The sequence below is a fragment of the Burkholderia sp. CCA53 genome (assembly GCF_001685525.1).
GTDB classification, from domain to species: Bacteria; Pseudomonadota; Gammaproteobacteria; order Burkholderiales; family Burkholderiaceae; genus Burkholderia; species Burkholderia multivorans.
Genome location: NZ_BDDJ01000002.1, coordinates 1,915,758 through 1,932,468 on the forward strand (window position 1 = coordinate 1,915,758; position 16,711 = coordinate 1,932,468).

General features: G+C 65.3%; 17 protein-coding genes and 1 pseudogene. 16 read left to right on the forward strand and 2 right to left on the reverse strand.

What is annotated here, in order from left to right; all coding sequences use genetic code 11:
- Window positions 1–199: 199 nt before the first annotated feature.
- Entirely contained in the window at window positions 200–910 is a 711-nt protein-coding gene (locus tag BCR55_RS24760) for an SDR family NAD(P)-dependent oxidoreductase (protein ID WP_065496322.1), read from the forward strand.
- A gap of 53 nt (window positions 911–963) precedes the next feature.
- Here BCR55_RS24760 and BCR55_RS24765 read toward each other — a convergent pair whose 3' ends face one another.
- Window positions 964–2,361, reverse strand: coding sequence for a dihydrolipoyl dehydrogenase (locus BCR55_RS24765; RefSeq protein WP_065496323.1), 1,398 nt, complete (start codon window positions 2,359–2,361; stop codon window positions 964–966).
- A gap of 247 nt (window positions 2,362–2,608) precedes the next feature.
- Between BCR55_RS24765 and BCR55_RS24770 the strand changes: the two genes are divergently transcribed.
- The 10 genes from BCR55_RS24770 to BCR55_RS24820 all read left to right on the forward strand — a co-directional run bounded on the left by BCR55_RS24770 (window position 2,609) and on the right by BCR55_RS24820 (window position 10,841).
- Window positions 2,609–3,025 carry a cupin domain-containing protein gene (locus tag BCR55_RS24770; protein ID WP_006403173.1) on the forward strand — a complete coding sequence of 139 codons (417 nt, stop codon included), beginning with the start codon at window positions 2,609–2,611 and terminating at the stop codon, window positions 3,023–3,025.
- A 316-nt stretch (window positions 3,026–3,341) separates the two neighbouring features.
- Window positions 3,342–4,295: an AraC family transcriptional regulator gene (locus BCR55_RS24775; RefSeq protein WP_065496757.1), complete on the forward strand. Its 954-nt coding sequence runs from the start codon at window positions 3,342–3,344 to the stop codon at window positions 4,293–4,295.
- A 376-nt stretch (window positions 4,296–4,671) separates the two neighbouring features.
- Window positions 4,672–5,307 carry a nitroreductase family protein gene (locus tag BCR55_RS24785; RefSeq protein ID WP_006403178.1) on the forward strand — a complete coding sequence of 212 codons (636 nt, stop codon included), beginning with the start codon at window positions 4,672–4,674 and terminating at the stop codon, window positions 5,305–5,307.
- Window positions 5,308–5,449: 142 nt separating this feature from the next.
- Entirely contained in the window at window positions 5,450–5,995 is a 546-nt protein-coding gene (locus BCR55_RS24790) for a carboxymuconolactone decarboxylase family protein (protein WP_035947187.1), read from the forward strand.
- 143 nt (window positions 5,996–6,138) lie between these two features.
- A complete protein-coding gene (locus tag BCR55_RS24795; RefSeq protein WP_065496327.1) occupies window positions 6,139–6,834 on the forward strand; it encodes a glutathione S-transferase N-terminal domain-containing protein in 696 nt (231 codons plus the stop codon).
- A gap of 22 nt (window positions 6,835–6,856) precedes the next feature.
- Window positions 6,857–7,483, forward strand: a complete 627-nt coding sequence (locus BCR55_RS24800) for an FMN-dependent NADH-azoreductase (protein ID WP_065496328.1) — start codon at window positions 6,857–6,859, stop codon at window positions 7,481–7,483.
- A 16-nt stretch (window positions 7,484–7,499) separates the two neighbouring features.
- Window positions 7,500–8,708: a GNAT family N-acetyltransferase gene (locus BCR55_RS24805; RefSeq protein ID WP_065496331.1), complete on the forward strand. Its 1,209-nt coding sequence runs from the start codon at window positions 7,500–7,502 to the stop codon at window positions 8,706–8,708.
- 102 nt (window positions 8,709–8,810) lie between these two features.
- On the forward strand, window positions 8,811–9,767 hold the full coding sequence (locus BCR55_RS24810; protein WP_065496335.1) for an AraC family transcriptional regulator: 957 nt from the start codon (window positions 8,811–8,813) through the stop codon (window positions 9,765–9,767).
- Window positions 9,768–9,914: 147 nt separating this feature from the next.
- Complete coding sequence (locus BCR55_RS24815; protein WP_035947178.1) at window positions 9,915–10,151, forward strand: hypothetical protein; 237 nt, start codon at window positions 9,915–9,917, stop codon at window positions 10,149–10,151.
- Between the two features lie 183 nt (window positions 10,152–10,334).
- Window positions 10,335–10,841: a YkgB family protein gene (locus BCR55_RS24820; protein WP_035487560.1), complete on the forward strand. Its 507-nt coding sequence runs from the start codon at window positions 10,335–10,337 to the stop codon at window positions 10,839–10,841.
- A 96-nt stretch (window positions 10,842–10,937) separates the two neighbouring features.
- Here BCR55_RS24820 and BCR55_RS24825 read toward each other — a convergent pair whose 3' ends face one another.
- Window positions 10,938–12,359: a PLP-dependent aminotransferase family protein gene (locus BCR55_RS24825; protein WP_175403854.1), complete on the reverse strand. Its 1,422-nt coding sequence runs from the start codon at window positions 12,357–12,359 to the stop codon at window positions 10,938–10,940.
- A gap of 395 nt (window positions 12,360–12,754) precedes the next feature.
- Here BCR55_RS24825 and BCR55_RS24830 point away from each other — a divergent pair, with 395 nt between their 5' ends.
- From BCR55_RS24830 to BCR55_RS24850, 5 genes and pseudogenes are all read left to right on the forward strand, one after another.
- Window positions 12,755–13,057, forward strand: a complete 303-nt coding sequence (locus BCR55_RS24830) for a DUF3331 domain-containing protein (RefSeq protein ID WP_059940444.1) — start codon at window positions 12,755–12,757, stop codon at window positions 13,055–13,057.
- Window positions 13,054–14,046, forward strand: a complete 993-nt coding sequence (locus BCR55_RS24835) for a DUF692 domain-containing protein (RefSeq protein WP_172820323.1) — start codon at window positions 13,054–13,056, stop codon at window positions 14,044–14,046. The genes BCR55_RS24830 and BCR55_RS24835 overlap by 4 nt, the downstream gene beginning before the upstream one ends.
- A complete protein-coding gene (locus BCR55_RS24840) occupies window positions 14,043–14,828 on the forward strand; it encodes a DNA-binding domain-containing protein (protein ID WP_065496342.1) in 786 nt (261 codons plus the stop codon). Before BCR55_RS24835 ends, BCR55_RS24840 begins: the two co-directional genes overlap by 4 nt.
- 170 nt (window positions 14,829–14,998) lie before the next feature.
- A pseudogene (locus BCR55_RS24845) lies at window positions 14,999–15,353 on the forward strand (M28 family peptidase); the annotation flags it as partial.
- 108 nt (window positions 15,354–15,461) lie between these two features.
- Complete coding sequence (locus tag BCR55_RS24850) at window positions 15,462–16,709, forward strand: diaminopropionate ammonia-lyase (protein ID WP_065496346.1); 1,248 nt, start codon at window positions 15,462–15,464, stop codon at window positions 16,707–16,709.
- The last annotated feature ends 2 nt before the right edge of the window (window positions 16,710–16,711 follow it).

A 16,711-nucleotide genomic window follows, 5' to 3' on the forward strand; every position in this document is an offset into this window, starting at 1 on the left:
GACTGAACCGGCTCAATGACATGCTCGAAAGGATCAACGCAGCGCGGTCGAGCGGAATGGCAGCGCCCGAAGCGTGCGTTTGGTACGCACGAAAAGCGGCAATCTTGGTTCTTCCGCGCGCACAGTCGATGATGAAGAATGACAAGACGGCACGGCGGAGTGCAACCGTGGTTCCTTGACCGATTCTCGCGGGTAAAGCATGAGCACATCGAAGAAGGTTGTCGTCGTTACCGGCGCGTCGCAGGGCATCGGCGCGAAAGTCGTCGACGCGTTTCGACAGCTCGACTACCGGATCGTCGCGACGTCGCGCTCGATCAAGCCGTCGAACGACGACAACGTTTTATGCATCGCCGGCGACATCGGCGATCGGGCGACGGCACGACGCGTAATCGACGAAGGCGTCGCGCGGTTTGGTCGAATCGATACGCTGGTCAACAACGCGGGCATCTACATCGGCAAGCCGTTCACCGAACACACGGTCGAAGACTACGAAGCCGTGATGAAGGTCAACGTGGCGGGTTTTTATCACGTCACGCAGCTCGCGATCGCCGAGATGGAGAAGCAGGGAAGCGGCCACGTGGTCAGCGTCACGGCCAGCATCGACCAGGTCGCGATCGGCGGCGTGTACTCGGTTCTGGCTGCGCTGACGAAGGGCGGCATCAACGCTGCGACGAAATCGCTCGCGATCGAATATGCAAAGAAGGGCATCCGCGTCAACGCTGTGGCACCGGGCAACATCGATACACCGATGCACGCACCGGAAATTCACGAAGCGCTAAGCGCGTTCAATCCTGTCGGCCGCCTCGGTAAAGCGGGCGATATTGCCGACGCAATCCTGTTTCTCGATGCAGCACCGTTCATCACCGGCGAGATCCTGCATGTCGACGGCGGTCAGAGCGCGGGCCACTGAGATGCACCACGTGCCGAACGCCCGCGAGAGGGTCGCGCGATCCGCGCAATGCGCTACTGCTGCCGCGTGCCAAGTTTGGCCGCGGCATCCCTGAGCGCGGTACGCAATCCCTCTTCAACGACCGGGTGATAGAACGGCATCGCCAGCATCGCATCGACGGTGAGTTCCATCTGCAAGCTCCACGCAAGCAAGTGCCCGATATGTTCGGCGGACGGGCCCAGCATCTCTGCACCGACGAATCGCCGTGTCGCGCGGTCGACGTAGACATGCGCGCGCCCGCGATTTTTCAACATCACGCGACTGCGTCCCTGGTCTTCGAAGCTCACCTCGCCCGTCACGGACGTGTCCGCACGCAGCTCGCGATGGCGTGCGCCGACGAGCGCGATCTGCGGATCGGAAAACACGATCGCCAGCGGCGCACGCCGCTCGATTTTTGCAACGTCCGGATAGCGTGCGGCGTTGCGGCCGGCCGCGCGGCCTTCGTCGGCTGCTTCGTGCAGCAGCGGCAGAACGCCGTTCGCATCGCCGGCGATGAACACCGGGTGACGGTAGACCTGCAGCGTCTGCGGATCGAATTGCGGCACGCCATGCTCGCCCCGTTCGATCGACGTGTTCGCGAGCCCCAGATTGCGGACGTCGGGATGCCGGCCGGTGGCGGCGAGCACGTACTCGTATGTCGCGTCGATCGTCGATCCGTCGGCGCGGCGGTAGCGTAGCGTGACGCCGTCGTCGACGCGCGTCGCACTCAGCATCGTGCCGCTCGGCTCGAAATGAAATGCGTCGCCGAAGATCGCGCGTGCGGCCTCCACGAGCTTCGGGTCGGTCAGTTGACCGACGCTGCCGCGCGCGCCGTACACGCTCACGCGTACGCCGAGCCGCGCGAGCGCCTGCCCGAGTTCGAGGCCTATCACGCCGGGCCCCATTACGGCGACGCTGCGCGGCAGCGTCGTCCACGCAAACACGTCGTCGTTGACGACGACGCGATCGCGAACGCCGCTCAGGACATCCGGAATGGTCGGCGTCGAGCCCGTCGCGATCACGACGCTCGCCGCACGCACCCGCGTGTGATCGTCGACCTGCAGCAGACCGTTATCGACGAAGCGTGCGTACCCGACCAGTCGATCTTCAACGGGCAATGCTTCGACGCCGTCGACGACGAATCCGACGAAACGATCGCGTTCTCGCCGCACGCGCGCCATCACCGCTTCTCCGTCGACGCGCACGTTGCCGACCGCGATGCCGAACGGTGCGGCGTGGTTCGCCGCATGCGCGGCCTCGGCGGCCGCGATCAGCAGCTTCGACGGCATGCAGCCCACGCGCGCACAGGTCGTGCCGTATGGGCCGCCTTCGATAATGACGGCGGACGCACCTTCGGCCCGCGCCGCGCGATAAGCGGCGAGGCCCGCCGTGCCAGCGCCGATGACGGCGAAATTCGTGGTGATCGTGCGCATTGCCTGACTCCTGATCGAGCGGCCGCATGCGACGATCGCATCGCGTTTTCTGTCGCGATCCGTCGCTGACGGCCTGCGTGCAGTGTAGGCAACGCGCATCGGTTCGTGAATGCATGAAAGGCGCAACCTGCTGCTCGATCGTCTCATTCGATGCGCGCCTTGGTACACACAAAATCCGGAATTCTTGGTTCTTCAGTTCGTACCATGGTTGGTACAGAATGCGAACGCCAACACGGGGGAGCCGACGATGAACGTCCGTCCGATTCTGATTGCGGCATTCGCGACATCCGTCATCGTCGCGAGCGCCTTCGCTGCCGCCCATCGCGCCGGCGAAATCGTGAAGCCGAATTTCGAACAAGCGATCCCGAACCTGCCGGGCAAGTCGCTCGTCGCGGTAGAGGTCGAGTATCCGCCGGGCGCCGCTTCCGCGCCACACGTGCACGCGAAGTCCGCTTTCATTTACGCGTATGTGGTGTCGGGCGCAATCGAGTCGAAGGTGAACGACGGCGACGTGCGCGTGTACCGCGCCGGCGAGAGCTGGTCCGAACCGCCCGGTGCGACTCATTCGATCAGCCGGAACGCGAGCAGGACCGAGCCGGCGAAGCTGCTCGCCGTGTTCGTCGTCGACAGCGACGACAAGAAGCTCACCACACCGATCAGATAAGCGCGATCCGAGCAGCCGAATAGCAGCCGCATACGAACGGCAGCAGTCCGGTTGCGTTGTGAACGTCGACGCGAAGTGCGTCATTGACGACGAGGGCGCGTTGTCGGCGCGGCCGGTCGCGTGTTCGATCGGGCAGCGTCCGCATGCACGCAACGCGTATCGCGCAGGCACGGCGCCGTGCCGGAAATGCGAGGCGCGAAGCGTATGGACGTGGAGACCGCGCCCGCGCGCACTACGCGGCGACATGCACGGCGCCGCGACGATGGTCCGCTTCGATGCCCACGCAGTGCACGGCCAACTCGAATTCCAAAAACCTATGTCCCAAGTCGACTCGCTGAGCCAGCTTCTGCAAATGATTACCGTCACCGGCCAGCTCGAGGTGCGCTGCGGTTACGGTTCGCCGTGGCAGTTGACGTGGGCTCGGGCCGCCGCACACGAGATTCCGTACCACGTCGTGCTCAACGGACGCGCGGTGCTCGAGGATGCCGGCACGGGAGCGATCACGGAACTGGTCGGCGGCGACATCGTACTGCTGCCGCACGGCGCCGCGCACGTGCTGCACGACGGCAGCCGACAGGTGCGATGCGTCACCTGCAACCGTCATGGCTCGGGCGGACGGCCGCGTAGCAGCGATGATGCTTCCGGCGAGCGTCTGGACCTGCTGTGCGGACGGTTCTTCATCCGACCGCCGCATGACCGGCTGATTCGCGACTATCTGCCGACAACGCTGACCGTGCGTTACGTGAGCGGCGGCGAGAACGACAGCGGCTCCGCATCGAACCAGTTGGCGAGTCTCGTCGAGCTGATGCGGATGGTGTCGGTCGGCGACAGACCGGGCGGATACGCGACGCTGAACGCGCTGACCTCCGCGCTGTTCACGCTGGTGCTGCGCGCGGCAAGCGAAGCCGGGCAAGCGCCGGCGGGGCTGCTCGCGCTGGCCGGCCATCCGCGGCTGGCGCCCGCGATTGCCGCGATGTTCGCCGACCCCGCGCGACCGTGGAGCCTGCCCGAGCTGGCCGATCTATGCAACATGTCGCGCGCGACGTTCATGCGCCACTTCCACGACAAGCTGGGCCGTTCCGCGACGGATCTGCTCACCGACATCCGGATGACGCTTGCCGCCAATGAACTGAAGAAGCCGGCGATGAGCACCGAGGCGGTAGCCGAATCGATCGGCTACCGATCGGTCGCGGCATTCCGGCGCGTGTTCACCGACAAGATGGGGATGACGCCGGGACAGTGGCGGCGTCGGACCGACGAAGTCGAATGACGCGTCTGCACGCCGGTCTACAGTCCGAACGAACCGCGTAGCGGGCTCGATACCGAGCGGCGCTCGAATGTCGGATGCGAACGATCGTTACCGCGTTCGTCGTCGTCCGCAGCGTGCCGAATGCCGGTGCCGTCCGCACGAAGTGGCGTGCGCGGCACGGCTCCGCAGGCAGCGAACGGATGTCTTTCGCGTTTGATCCTTTCGAGCATTTTATTGAGCACGCGCAGTCTCGAAATCGGTATCCGCGAACTCTAAAGTGGAGACTCCTCGCTCGCTGCCGAGCGAGGCGCGCAACGACCCGCATCGCGACCCGCGCGATCGAGCAGCGCCGCAGCATACGAGCAGTCGAACCGATTTCCTCACCCAAGGAGTGACCATGAGCAACGGAACTGCCACGACCAACGCCGTGATCGAGTGCATCCTGAGCCGAAGCGCGGCGAAATACTACGACCCGGACGCGACGCTGACCGACGACCAGATCCGGGAGCTCGTGCGAATCGGCACCAGCGCGCCGACGTCCTTTCACCTGCAGAACTGGCGCTTCATCGCCGTGCGCACGCGCGAAGCGAAGGCGCGCCTGAGCCCGATCGCATGGAATCAGCCGGCGGTCACCGAGGCCGCCGTGACCTTCATCGTCTGCGGCCAGCTCGTCGAGACCAGCGTGATTCCCGAGCGTCTCGCGCCGCTGGTTGAAGCGGGCGTGATGCCGGCATCGATGGTGGCGGAGTGGGAAATCCCCGCGCGCAACCTGTACATGGAGTATCCGCAACGCCGCCGCGACGAGGCCGTGCGCACCGCGACGTTCGGCGCAGCCGCGATGATCTACGCGGCGCGCTCGCTCGGGCTCGGTTCGACGCCGATGATCGGCTTCGATGCCGATGCGGTGCACCGCGAGTTCGGACTCGCCGACGACGAAGTGCCGGTGATGCTGCTGGCGATCGGTGCCGAGCGTCCGGGGAACTGGGCGCAGAAGCCGCGCCGTCCGGTGACCGAAGTGCTGGACCTCGTCTAGACGGCCGCGACCGCGTCAATCGCAGCGGGCTACGCGCTCGAGAACCCATTTCGCCCCGACACCCGGGGACGAAGCAACCCGACGGACGGCGCCTGCACGGGCTTTCGTCGATCAGTGATACGAGTCACTCACGGAGATGATGATGGCAAGGACTGCAGTGCTCACGCCGGAACAGGTGCCGGCAGAATCGAAGCCGACGCTCGCCGCGTTTACGAAGAACATCGGCTTTACGCCGAACATGATGGCGAGCTTCGCGCAAAGCCCGATCGCGTTCAATGCATGGGCCACGCTGCTCGGTGCGCTGAGCAAGGCGCTGGACGTCAAGACGCGCGATAGCATCGGCCTGGCCGTGTCGGAAGTGAACGGCTGCAACTACTGCCTGACGGTTCACAGCATGACCGCCGAGCACATGGCCAAGCTGCCTGCCGATGAAATCATTCTGGCGCGCAAGGGGCACGCGACCGATCCGAAGCGTGACGCCGCCGTGCAGTTCGCGCGCAAGGTGATCGAAACGCGCGGCAAAGTCGACGACGCCGATCTGAAGGCCGTTCGCGACGCCGGCTATACGGATGCGAACGTGATGGAGATCGTCGCGCTCGTGGCGATGTACTCGCTGACAAATTTTTTCAACAACGTGTTCGATCCCGAGCAGGATTTTCCGGCCGTTCCGCCGGCGGGCGCGATTTGACCGCCGTCATGGCGCGCGGCTTCGCGCGCTGGCGGAACGTCGACGCAATGCAGGTATAGCGCCGACGCGCCCGGATGCGACCACGAAGGCATGCAGGTAGTATCCGGGCCGCGCGTTCGACCTGCAAATGCAGGAGCAAGAAAGTGACACTCGATCATCCCGTTTTCACGCGCTGGCCGGCGCGCCATCCGGATCGGCTCCAGCTCTTTTCGCTGCCGACGCCCAACGGCGTGAAGGTGGGCATCATGCTGGAAGAGACGGGCCTCGCGTACGAGGCGCATCGCATCGACATTCTCGCGAACGCGCATCACGAGCCGGCCTTCGTCGCGCTCAACCCCAACTGCAAAATTCCGGCGATCTACGATCCGAACGGACCGGGCGGCCGACCGCTTGCGCTATTCGAATCCGGCGCGATCCTCATTTATCTCGCCGACAAGACCGGGCAATTCCTGCCGGCCGATCCGCACACGCGATACGAGACGCTGCAGTGGCTGATGTGGCAGATGGGCGGTGTCGGGCCGATGTTCGGTCAGGTCGGCTTCTTCAACCGGTTCGCCGGTAAAGCGTATGAAGACAAGCGTCCGTTGAACCGCTACGTCACGGAGTCCGCGCGGCTGCTCGGCGTGCTCGACGAACGTCTTGCGGGCCGCGACTGGGTGATGGGTGCCGATTACAGCATCGCGGACATGTCGCTGCTCGGCTGGGTGCGCAATCTGATCGGCTTTTACGAAGCGCGCGAGCTGGTCGGCTTCGACCGCTTTGTTCACGTGAACGCGTGGCTCGAGCGCGGTCTCGCGCGACCGGCGGTGCAGCGCGGGCTGCAGGTGGCGGCGAGCTGACGGAACGAATGGAATCGATCGCATGAACATTCTTCATATTGATTTCAGCCCGCGAGCGGAATCGTACAGCCGCCAGCTATCGGCGGCGATCGTCGCGAAGCTGCTCGAGATTTCGCCGGGTGCGAGCATCAGCCGGCGCGACTTCGGTGCCGTTCCGTTGCCGCACGCGACGTCGGGCTATGCGACTGCGCTCTCGACGCCCGCGACGTTGGCCAATCCGCCGCAGGCGGCGCTGGCGCTCTCCGAAACGCTGATTCGGGATGTCGAGGCGGCCGACGTGATCGCGATCGGTACGCCGATGAACAACTTCACGATTCCGTCAGGCTTCAAGACGTGGATCGACCATGTGCTGCGCGTCGGGCGGACGATGAAGTCGACGCCGACCGGCAAGATCGGCTTGCTCCGCGACCGTCCGGTGTTCGTGGGCGTCGCTGCCGGCGGCGTCTTTAGCGGCGAACGCGCGAATCAGCCGGATTTCCTGACGCCGTATCTATCGGCCGCATTCGGCTGCATCGGATTGAACTCGCTGCAGTTTCTTCCGGTGCAGGGCACCGCGTTTCTGTCGCCGGACCAAGCGGCATCTGCAGTCGAGCAGGCCCTCGAGGCAATCGACGTTTCGGCGATTCGGGCGGCCGTGTCGGGCCATTGAACAGGGAGTGGCAATCATGAAGATAGTCGTGATCGGCGGCACCGGCCTGATAGGTGCGAAGACGGTTGCCGTTCTGCAGGCCGGCGGACACGAGGTGGTAGCAGCGTCGCGCAAACGGGGTGTCGACGTATTCACGGGCGCCGGCCTCGACGCAGCCGTCGCCGGCGCACACGTCGTGATCGATCTGTCGGACAGGCGTTCGTCCGACGCAGCGGCCGTGCAGGCATTCTTCGAGACGGCCGGTCGCAACCTGCTTGCGGCGGAAGCGGCGGCGGGCGTGCGGCATCATGTCGTGCTGTCGATCGTCGGCACGGACCGCGTGCCGGATCAGCGCTATTACCGCGCGAAGATGACCCAGGAAAATCAGGTCGAGGCATCGGGCATCCCGTATACGATCGTTCGGTCGACGCAGTTCTTCGAGTTCCTGCGCGATATCGCAGACGCGCATACGGACGGCGACGTCGTCAGACTGCCGCCGGCGCTGCTTCAACCGATCGCGGCCGACGACGTCGCGGCCATCGTCGCGCAAGTGGCGCTCGCGACGCCGCGGAACGCGATCGTCGAAATCGCGGGCCCCGAGCGGGCGCCGTTCGACGACATCGTCGCGCGCTGCCTGAGGTCGGTCGGCGACCGGCGAAGCGTCGCCAAGGATGCGGATGCGGGATATTTCGGCGGACGGCTCCAGCACGATTCGCTGGTGCCGTCGCGCGCAGCGCGTGTCGGCCGTATCGGTCTGGATGCGTGGCTGCGCGGTGCGCACGATCGGGCGCGCTCGCTGCCGCGCGTCGACATCAGACCGGTCGAGCGCGGCGATTTCGACGTCTGGTATTCGTTGTGGAAGGGCTATCAGCGCTTTTACGAGGTCGATATTCCGGACTCCGTGACGCAGGCGACGTGGGCGCGCTTTATGGATCCGTCCGAGCCGATGCATGCCGCGCTCGCGGTCGCCGGCGAACAGGTGTTCGGGCTCGTGCATTGGCTGTATCACCGATCGACGTGGACGACCGACGACTACTGCTATCTGCAGGACCTGTTCGTCGCGGACGACGCGCGCGGTCGCGGAGCCGGCCGCGCGCTGATCGAACACGTCTATGCCGACGCGGCGCGTCGCAGCGTACCGCGCGTGTACTGGCTGACGCACAAGACGAACTATCAGGCGATGCAGCTTTACGATCGCGTCGCCGAGCGATCGGATTTCGTCCAGTACAGGAAGCGATTCGTCTGACCCGTTCGCGCGCCGTCGAAGGCGCTATCGCACGCGCGTACGGCCGCGCGAAACCGCCATAAAATGCCCGAACCGCCTGAACGCTTCCGGTTTTGAAATCCCATGTCCGACATCGACTGGCTGAGCCATCTTCTGCAAATGATCACCGTCACCGGCCGGGTGGAGGTCCGCTGCGTGTACGGTGCGCCGTGGCAGGTCGCGTGGGATCGATCGGCCGCACACGAGATTCCGTACCACGTCGTACTCGAGGGGCGTGCCGTGCTCGAGGATACCGAGTCGGGGACGGTCAGGGAGCTGGCGAGCGGCGACATCGTGCTGCTGCCGCACGGTGCCGCGCACGTGCTGCACGACGGCAGCGGCCATACGCCGGGCCGCGCGCATAATCGCCAGGGTTTCGCCGGATGGATGCTCAGCGAGAACGACGGTCGCGGCGAACGCCTGGACATGCTGTGCGGACGCTTCTTCATCCGGCCGCCGCATGACCGGCTGATTCGCGACTACCTGCCGACGACACTGACCGTGCGCTCCGCGGATGGCGACAGCGACGACGGCAACGGCTCTGCGTCGAACCAGCTCGCCAGTCTCGTCGCGCTGATGCGCATGGAGTCGGCCGGCGAGAAGCCGGGCGGATACGCGATCCTCAATGCCCTGACTTCCGCGCTCTTTACGCTCGTGCTGCGCGCGGCCAGCGAATCGGGGCAGGCGCCGGCGGGGCTGCTCGCGCTGGCCGGTCATCCGCGGCTGGCGCCGGCCATTTCGGCAATGTTCGCCGACCCCGCGCGACCGTGGAGCCTGCCCGAGCTGGCCGATCTGTGCAACATGTCGCGCGCGACCTTCATGCGGCACTTCCAGGACAAACTGGGCCGCTCGGCCACGGACCTGCTCACGGACATCCGGATGACACTGGCCGCAAACGAGCTGAAGAAGCCGACGATGAGCACCGAGGCCGTGGCCGAGGCGATCGGCTATCGATCGGTTGCGGCATTCCGGCGTGTGTTCACCGACAAGATGGGGATGACGCCCGGACAATGGCGGCGTCTCGCGAACGAAGGCGAATAGCGCGCCTTGCACGCGGCCGGTGGCGTCGAATGGACCGTGCCGGCGTTTGATCCTTTCAGGCATGTTGTTGAGCCCCCGCAGTCTCGAAATCCGTAGTGGCGGCCTCTAAAGTGGAGACTCCTAGCCCACTGACGAACGAGGCACGCCATGAACCGCATCGCCAGTCCAGCCCTCGGGTCGCTTGCCGCAACGCGCGACGTGCGCGCCGGCAAACCGTTTGCCGCCTTGCGCGCGGTCGAGGCCGCGAACGGGGTCCATGTGCTCCACTTCGCCGGTACGACGGCTGCGGCGAGCCTCGCCGACATTTCGCCGGCCGTTGCGATTGCAGTCGTCGCTAAGGTCCTCAAACGCCTCGACCGAACGTCGCCCACCTTCTTTCCATAGCGTCGGTCCGCACCGAGGACGAAACGGCGCAACACAGTCGTTTCCCGTTCGCTCCTTAACTCGACAACGCAACGCCGCGCTGGTCCGGATGTCGGCCGTGCCGCAAACGTGCGATCGCTCGAGCGGCCGCGCGTGAATTTTCTCGTCAACGAAGTCAGTTCTCACTTGAATCGGATATCGAATATGAGCACGCGTGCAAATCAGTTTCGTCTGCAGATCGCTGAGAAGGGTGTTGGGTCGCTGTCGCTTCTTGCGCTGCTCCGATGGGCGCTCGTCGTCATCTTTCTGTGGTTCGGCGGCATGAAGTTCACCGGCTATGAAGCCAACGGCATCGCACCGTTCGTCGTCAATAGCCCGATCATGAGTTGGCTGAACGCGTCGTTCGGCGTTCAGGGCGCAAGCAATGTGATCGGCGTGCTCGAACTCTCGACGGCTGCGGCGCTGATCGCCGGTGCGTTCCAGCCCGTGCTGTCCGCGCTGGGTGCGGCGATGTCGGCCGCGACTTATCTGATCACGCTGACGTTCTTCCTGAGCACACCGGGTGTCGCGGAAGCGACGGCCGGCGGCTTTCCGGCCATCTCGGCGCTGCCTGGCCAGTTCCTGCTCAAGGACCTGGTGCTGCTCGCCGCGTCGCTTTGTCTGCTCGTCGCGTCTGTACGAAGCGCGGAGCCCGGGATCGACCGTCAGTGACCGGTTACGGCCGGCACGCATCGCGTGCGGGAACCGATGGGGTCGGGCGCGGCGGGGCGGCGCCGACCGCCTGCCGCGATCGCTGGCGGCCTGTCGCTACCGCGTCTTTCCGCAGTGGCGTTCGATGATGTCGAACAGCCGGCGGCACGAGGTCGCCACGTGCTGCTCGGGTGCGGTGGCGACGCTGAGCAGAAGGCCGGGCCTCGTCCAGGAAGGCGTCGCGAACCACGCGGACAGCGGCGACGGCGCGATGCCGACCGTCATCGCCTCCCTGACGATTTTCGTGTCGGGCGCGCCATCGGGAAGCCTGAGCAGGACGGATAGGCCGGCCGTTATCCATTCCGCGTTGCGCATTCTCAACTGATCGCAGAGTGCGTCGCGCTGTGCGGAATAGAGGCGCTTGAGCCGACGCACGCGACGGATATAGTGGCCGCGCCGCATGAATTCGGCCGTAGCGAGCTGGATGACCGGCGACGGTGCAGGGGCGAGCGTTGCGGTGACTTCGGAGAACGCATTGACGAGTTCGACAGGCGCGACGACGAAGCCGAGCCGCAGCGCCGGGCTGATGGTCTTGCTGAAGGAGCCGACATGAATCACGCGCTTGCCTTCGTCGAGCGACGCCATTGCCGGTGCCGGCCGGCCTTGCAGCTGAAGCTCGCCGAGATAGTCGTCTTCGATGATCCATGCATGATTCGTGCGTGCCCATTCGAGCATCTGAAGACCCCGTCGCAACGAGAGGGTCGACCCGAGCGGCGCCTGCTGCCCGGGTGTCACGACGGCCAGCGCGGCGTCGGGTGCTTGCGCGAGTGCGTAATCGACGTTGATGCCGTCTGCATCGACCGGCACCGGCACGATCTTCAGACGCGCGAGCTCGAGTCCTTTGCGCGTGACCATGAATCCCGGCTCTTCCATCCAGACTTTTCTGCCGTCGATGCCCAGCACGCGCAGTGCCAGTCCCAGGCCGGCCACGTAGCCGGACGTAACGAACACCTGCTCGGGGTGGCAGTGAAAGTTGCGCGTGATCGCGAGATTCGCGGCGATCTCTGTGCGCAGTTCGAGTTCGCCGCGCGGATCGGGATAGAGCAACGACGACAAGGATCCGGCCTTCAGCAGGTTCGACGAGCGCGAACGGGAGAACAGCTTCTCCGGCAGCCCTTCGAATGCCGGAATGCCGAGCTGAAAGATCGCAGGCCCCGCGTTCATCTCGTCGTAGGCCTTCATGAACTCGCCGGCTGGCGGCACCTGCGGCCGCGACAGCACGACGCGCGATCGTGGCGCAACGCGCGTCCCTCTGGCGCCGAAGGTTTCGATCATTTGCGCGTCGGACAGGCGCTCGTACGCCGATTGCACGGTGCCGCGCGCGACGCCGAGCTGCGCTGCGAGGTCTTGCCATGAAGGAAGGCGTGTGCCGGGGGCGAGCAAGCCCGACTCTATCGCTCTGCTGATACTGATGTGGATTTGTTCTGCCAGGGACAGCTTCGCCGTCCGGTCGAGCTGAATTTGAAAATCTCGATTCATCCGCTTGGTACACACAAAAATGGGAAATCTTGGTTCTACTATTCTTGTCGTCGAATGCACAGAATCTTCGCACGATCGAGGCGGCCGATGTAAGGGCGGAGTGCATGAAAAGCGGCATCGATGCACGTATGAAAACGCGATCGAAGTTCATGCGCGGACGGCCGTGTCCTCGCCGACAAAGCGCGCCGCAAGCGTGCCGGACGACGAAACGACCATCGCGCGTCGCTCGTTGTGCGCGTCGTTCGATCGGGAGATTGTGCGACGAGCGTTCGGCACGACCGGAACTCGATGCGATCGTAACGGTGCGCCTTCGATAAAAAGATTCGCGATGCAAATCATCCAGGCCGACGACGTTCTCGGCTTTCCGACAGGATCTCGCTGACACGTCCCCGATCATGGAAAACGCCCCGTCGCCGCTGCATATCTCGACCGTCGAGCAACTGTCGCCGACGATGATCAGCATCAGCTGGAGCAATCCCTGCATGGGTCATTACACGGACCAAGTCTGGCGCATCGGTCTTGCACGCAGGAGCGCCGTGTGCATGCTGTCGGGTGTGTCGATACGGCCCGGCGATGCCGTGTTTCGCCCGCGCGTGAGGGGTCCGCATGTGCCGATCAACCACGATCGGATGATTCTGGCTGCTGCAATCGCCGGTCTTTTTCCCTCGTCGAATCCGTCAGAAGGCGCCGAAACATGAGCACGCCGCGTCGATGCGTCTCGACGGGCGGCAAGCCCTCCATCACACCATCGACCAGGGTCGCGACGCATCTGTCCGTCAAGGAGACATCACGCAATATGGCAACAGAACAGGCTTTGCCCGAATCGGCGCGCGATCGTGCGGACGCTGCGGCACGGATCAATCGCGATCTTGGCGTGGGCGTCGGTCTTCGCGACGTCCACTATCGTGACTTTCTGGCTGCAGCGCAGCCGGTCGACTGGCTCGAGGTCCATACCGAAAATTATCTCGGCGCCGGCGGCTACGATCTTCATGTGCTCGAGCAGGTGCGGCGCGACTATCCGTTGAGTTTCCACGGTGTCGGGCTCAGCATCGGCTCGGCCGGTCCGCTGGATGGCGGCCATCTCGAGCGCGTCGCATCGCTGGTCGATCGATTCCAGCCGGCACTCGTGTCCGAGCACTTGTCCTGGTCGGTCGCGCTCACACGCCGCTTGCACGAGTCGCTGCCGTTGCCGCTCACGTCCGAGTCGCTCGACGTGGTCGTACGGAACGTCGACCGCTTGCAGCACGCATTGAAGCGGACCGTGTTGATCGAAAACGTCGCGCGCGACGTGTCGTTTCGACAGGACGAGATGACGGAAACCGACTTCATTTCCGAACTTGTCGGAAGAACGGGATGTGCGTTGCTCGTCGACGTTACGAGCCTGTACGTGAATCAGTGCAACCATGGTGAAGATGCGTTCGAGGCGCTCGGGCGGTTTCCGGCAGATGCCGTCAGGGAGCTCCATGTGCGCGCGTACCGATGCCGGCATCATGCGGACGCAAACCGTCGCGGTCGCCGAGTGCCGACCGATGTGTGGCAGCTTTACGGCTATGCCGTCGAGCGATTCGGCACCGTGTCGACGCTGATCGAATGCGACGCGGACGTTCCGCCGATCGCGATTCTTCTGGACGAAGCCGCGACGGCGAGGAACGTGGCCGATGCGTTCGCCTCGAGGAGGGCGCGATGAGCGAGCGGCTGAAGCGCGTGCAGCTCGAATTCGCGACGTCGCTGCTGCACCCGGATGCCGAACGGCGTTTGCTCGCTGCGCTGGTCGGCGACGAAGCCAACAACCGGGATCGCGTCGCGCGCTACCGGGCTCGACTATGGAGCACGTGGCATCGCGTATTAGCCTGCGCGTATCCGGTGGTGCGCAGCCTGATGGGCGACGACTTCTTTCTGACGCTGTCGCGCGAGTACGGCATCGCCGATCCGGTTCGGTCCGGCGATCTGAACGGGTTCGGCAGCCGCATGGCCGAGTTGCTGGAGGCGTGGCCGCCGACGGCGACCTGTCGCCATCTCGCCGACGTCGCGCGTCTCGAGTGGCTGGTCCATCGCGCCTGTTTTGCCGCGGATGCGACGACGCGATTGCCGGACCCATGGGCGCAATGTACGCGCGACACGTTGGCGCATTGCTCGGTTCGGCTTCACCCGGCCGTGCAGTTGCTTCACACGTCGACGCGTGCTGCGGATCGCTGGCTCGCGTTCCATGCGTCCGGCAAGGAGTTCGATCCGGACGACGTCGATCGACCGCAGTGGATAATCGTCGCCCGGCCGCAATGGATACCGGAAGTGATCGCCGTATCGCGAAACGCATTTGCGATGCTGTCCGATCTGCGCGACGGCGCCACGATCGGCGATGCCTACGACGCCGCGCTCGCGCGCGACCGCAGTTTCGACTTCGAGCGCAACTGGCAGACGTGGGTCGAGCACGGAATCATCGTCGCGGTGGACGTCGGGATAGCGGCCTGAGCGTGTCGCGCGTCAGCGCATCTCACCGCCCCTTGCAAACACCCCCGCGAAAACGCAAGAACATTGCACATCGCCCCGTCACAACGAGAAAAAAACCCGCCTAACCCGAAATAACATTGCTTCCACGCACCCGCGCCACCCGGCGCGGTCCTTTTTGACGGAAGCACCGAGTGAACACGTCGCTGCAACTGGACGGCGCAGTCGTTCTGCGTCAACGAGCCGAGCTCGGCGAGATCGGCGCGGACCGCGAGCTCGGCGGCCGCACGCGCATCGCGCTGACCGACGACGAGCGTGGATGCGCGGGCCGGACCTCGACGTCCGGATCGACCGCATCGGCAACGTCTTCGGCACGCTGCACGCCGGCCCGGCGGCCGCGGGCCTGCAGCCGCTGATGATCGGCTCGCATATCGACACCGTAAAGAACGCCGGCGCACTCGACGGCTGCTACGGCGTGCTCGCCGGTCTTGCGTCGCGCGCGCGTTTCGCGACGCGCGCATCGAACCGGCACGGCCGATCACGGGCGCCGTCGACGGCGCCCGTCTGCTGCTCGACGTCGTGCTCGATCGCCTCGCGGCCGCGTGATTGCACCGAACGTCGCCTTATCCCAACCCTTCATCGCTGGAACTTCACGACATGTTGATCGCCAATCCGCGCGCGACGCGCGCGCCGTACCCCGACGGGCTGAAGCGCATCCTGAGCATCGAGAAAGCGGAGGAGAGCCGCGCGTGGCTGGCCTGCTGGGACAAGATCGCGCCGGCACCTACACCGTTGCGCACGTTGCCTGCGCTCGCCGCCGCGTCGGGTATCGCGAGCCTGAGCGTGAAGGACGAGTCCGTGCGCTCGGTGCTCGGCAGCTTCAAGGCGCTCGGCGCGCCGATCGCGCTCGTACGCCTGATTCTTCGGCTGTGGCCGGCGCACGATCTCGATCCGCGAGCATTGTTCGACGGCCGCTATCGTGCATTGCTCGCGGGCTTCACGGTTGTCAGCGCAACGGACGGCAACCATGGAAAAGGGCTCGCGGCCGCTGCGCAAACGCTCGGCTGTCGATGCGTGATCGTGCTGCATGCGAACGTCAGCATCGAACGCGAGCGGGCGATCGCTGCGTATGGCGCGCAGATCGTCCGGATCGCCGGCAACTACGACGCATCGGTCGAGGAAGCCGCGCGGCTCGCGTCGCTGAACGGCTGGCACGTGGTGTCCGATACGTCGTACGACGGCTACGAAGACATTCCGCGCGACGTGATGCAGGGCTACGGCACCGTCGCCGCGGAGTTCGTCGAGCAGAGCGGCGCCCGACCCGATCGGCCGGCCTATACGCACGTGTTCCTGCAGGGCGGCGTCGGCGGTCTCGCGGCGGGCATCGTCAGCTATCTATGGGAGTTTCACGGCGCGCATCGGCCGCGATTCGTCGTCGTCGAGCCGCAGCAGGCCGATTGTCTGTACCAGAGCGCGGTCGCCGGCAAACCGTCGCGCGCGACGGGCTCCGTCGATTCGGTGATGGCCGGGCTCGCGTGCGGCGAGACGTCGCCGCTCGCGTGGCGATTCCTGCAGCCGGCCGTCGACGACTTCATGACGATCGCCGACGCCGATGCGATCGATGCAATGCGCGTGCTGGCGACAGGCCGCGACGGCGACGTGCCGATCGTTGCCGGCGAGTCGGGTGCCGCGGGGCTCGCCGGCGTCGCCGTGCTGCTGAAGGATCGCGCGCAGGCCGAGCGCGTCGGGCTCGATCGCGATTCGCGCGTGCTGGTCGTAAATACGGAAGGCGCGACCGCGCCCGATACGTATCGCGAACTGGTCGGCGAGACGGCCGACGCGGTGCTGGCGCGACAGGCGGCCCGGGCGGCCGGCGCGCCGAGCCGGGCGGCGACTCACGTCTGAGT

What these genes read in the sequence shown, in the direction of transcription:
- BCR55_RS24760 (WP_065496322.1), top strand. Translation starts at nt 200, where the DNA reads ATGAGCACATCGAAGAAGGTTGTCGTCGTTACCGGCGCGTCGCAGGGC.
- BCR55_RS24765 (WP_065496323.1), bottom strand. Translation starts at nt 2,361, where the DNA reads ATGCGCACGATCACCACGAATTTCGCCGTCATCGGCGCTGGCACGGCG.
- BCR55_RS24770 (WP_006403173.1), top strand. Translation starts at nt 2,609, where the DNA reads ATGAACGTCCGTCCGATTCTGATTGCGGCATTCGCGACATCCGTCATC.
- BCR55_RS24775 (WP_065496757.1), top strand. Translation starts at nt 3,342, where the DNA reads ATGTCCCAAGTCGACTCGCTGAGCCAGCTTCTGCAAATGATTACCGTC.
- BCR55_RS24785 (WP_006403178.1), top strand. Translation starts at nt 4,672, where the DNA reads ATGAGCAACGGAACTGCCACGACCAACGCCGTGATCGAGTGCATCCTG.
- BCR55_RS24790 (WP_035947187.1), top strand. Translation starts at nt 5,450, where the DNA reads ATGGCAAGGACTGCAGTGCTCACGCCGGAACAGGTGCCGGCAGAATCG.
- BCR55_RS24800 (WP_065496328.1), top strand. Translation starts at nt 6,857, where the DNA reads ATGAACATTCTTCATATTGATTTCAGCCCGCGAGCGGAATCGTACAGC.
- BCR55_RS24805 (WP_065496331.1), top strand. Translation starts at nt 7,500, where the DNA reads ATGAAGATAGTCGTGATCGGCGGCACCGGCCTGATAGGTGCGAAGACG.
- BCR55_RS24810 (WP_065496335.1), top strand. Translation starts at nt 8,811, where the DNA reads ATGTCCGACATCGACTGGCTGAGCCATCTTCTGCAAATGATCACCGTC.
- BCR55_RS24815 (WP_035947178.1), top strand. Translation starts at nt 9,915, where the DNA reads ATGAACCGCATCGCCAGTCCAGCCCTCGGGTCGCTTGCCGCAACGCGC.
- BCR55_RS24820 (WP_035487560.1), top strand. Translation starts at nt 10,335, where the DNA reads ATGAGCACGCGTGCAAATCAGTTTCGTCTGCAGATCGCTGAGAAGGGT.
- BCR55_RS24825 (WP_175403854.1), bottom strand. Translation starts at nt 12,359, where the DNA reads ATGAATCGAGATTTTCAAATTCAGCTCGACCGGACGGCGAAGCTGTCC.
- BCR55_RS24830 (WP_059940444.1), top strand. Translation starts at nt 12,755, where the DNA reads ATGGAAAACGCCCCGTCGCCGCTGCATATCTCGACCGTCGAGCAACTG.
- BCR55_RS24835 (WP_172820323.1), top strand. Translation starts at nt 13,054, where the DNA reads ATGAGCACGCCGCGTCGATGCGTCTCGACGGGCGGCAAGCCCTCCATC.
- BCR55_RS24840 (WP_065496342.1), top strand. Translation starts at nt 14,043, where the DNA reads ATGAGCGAGCGGCTGAAGCGCGTGCAGCTCGAATTCGCGACGTCGCTG.
- BCR55_RS24850 (WP_065496346.1), top strand. Translation starts at nt 15,462, where the DNA reads ATGTTGATCGCCAATCCGCGCGCGACGCGCGCGCCGTACCCCGACGGG.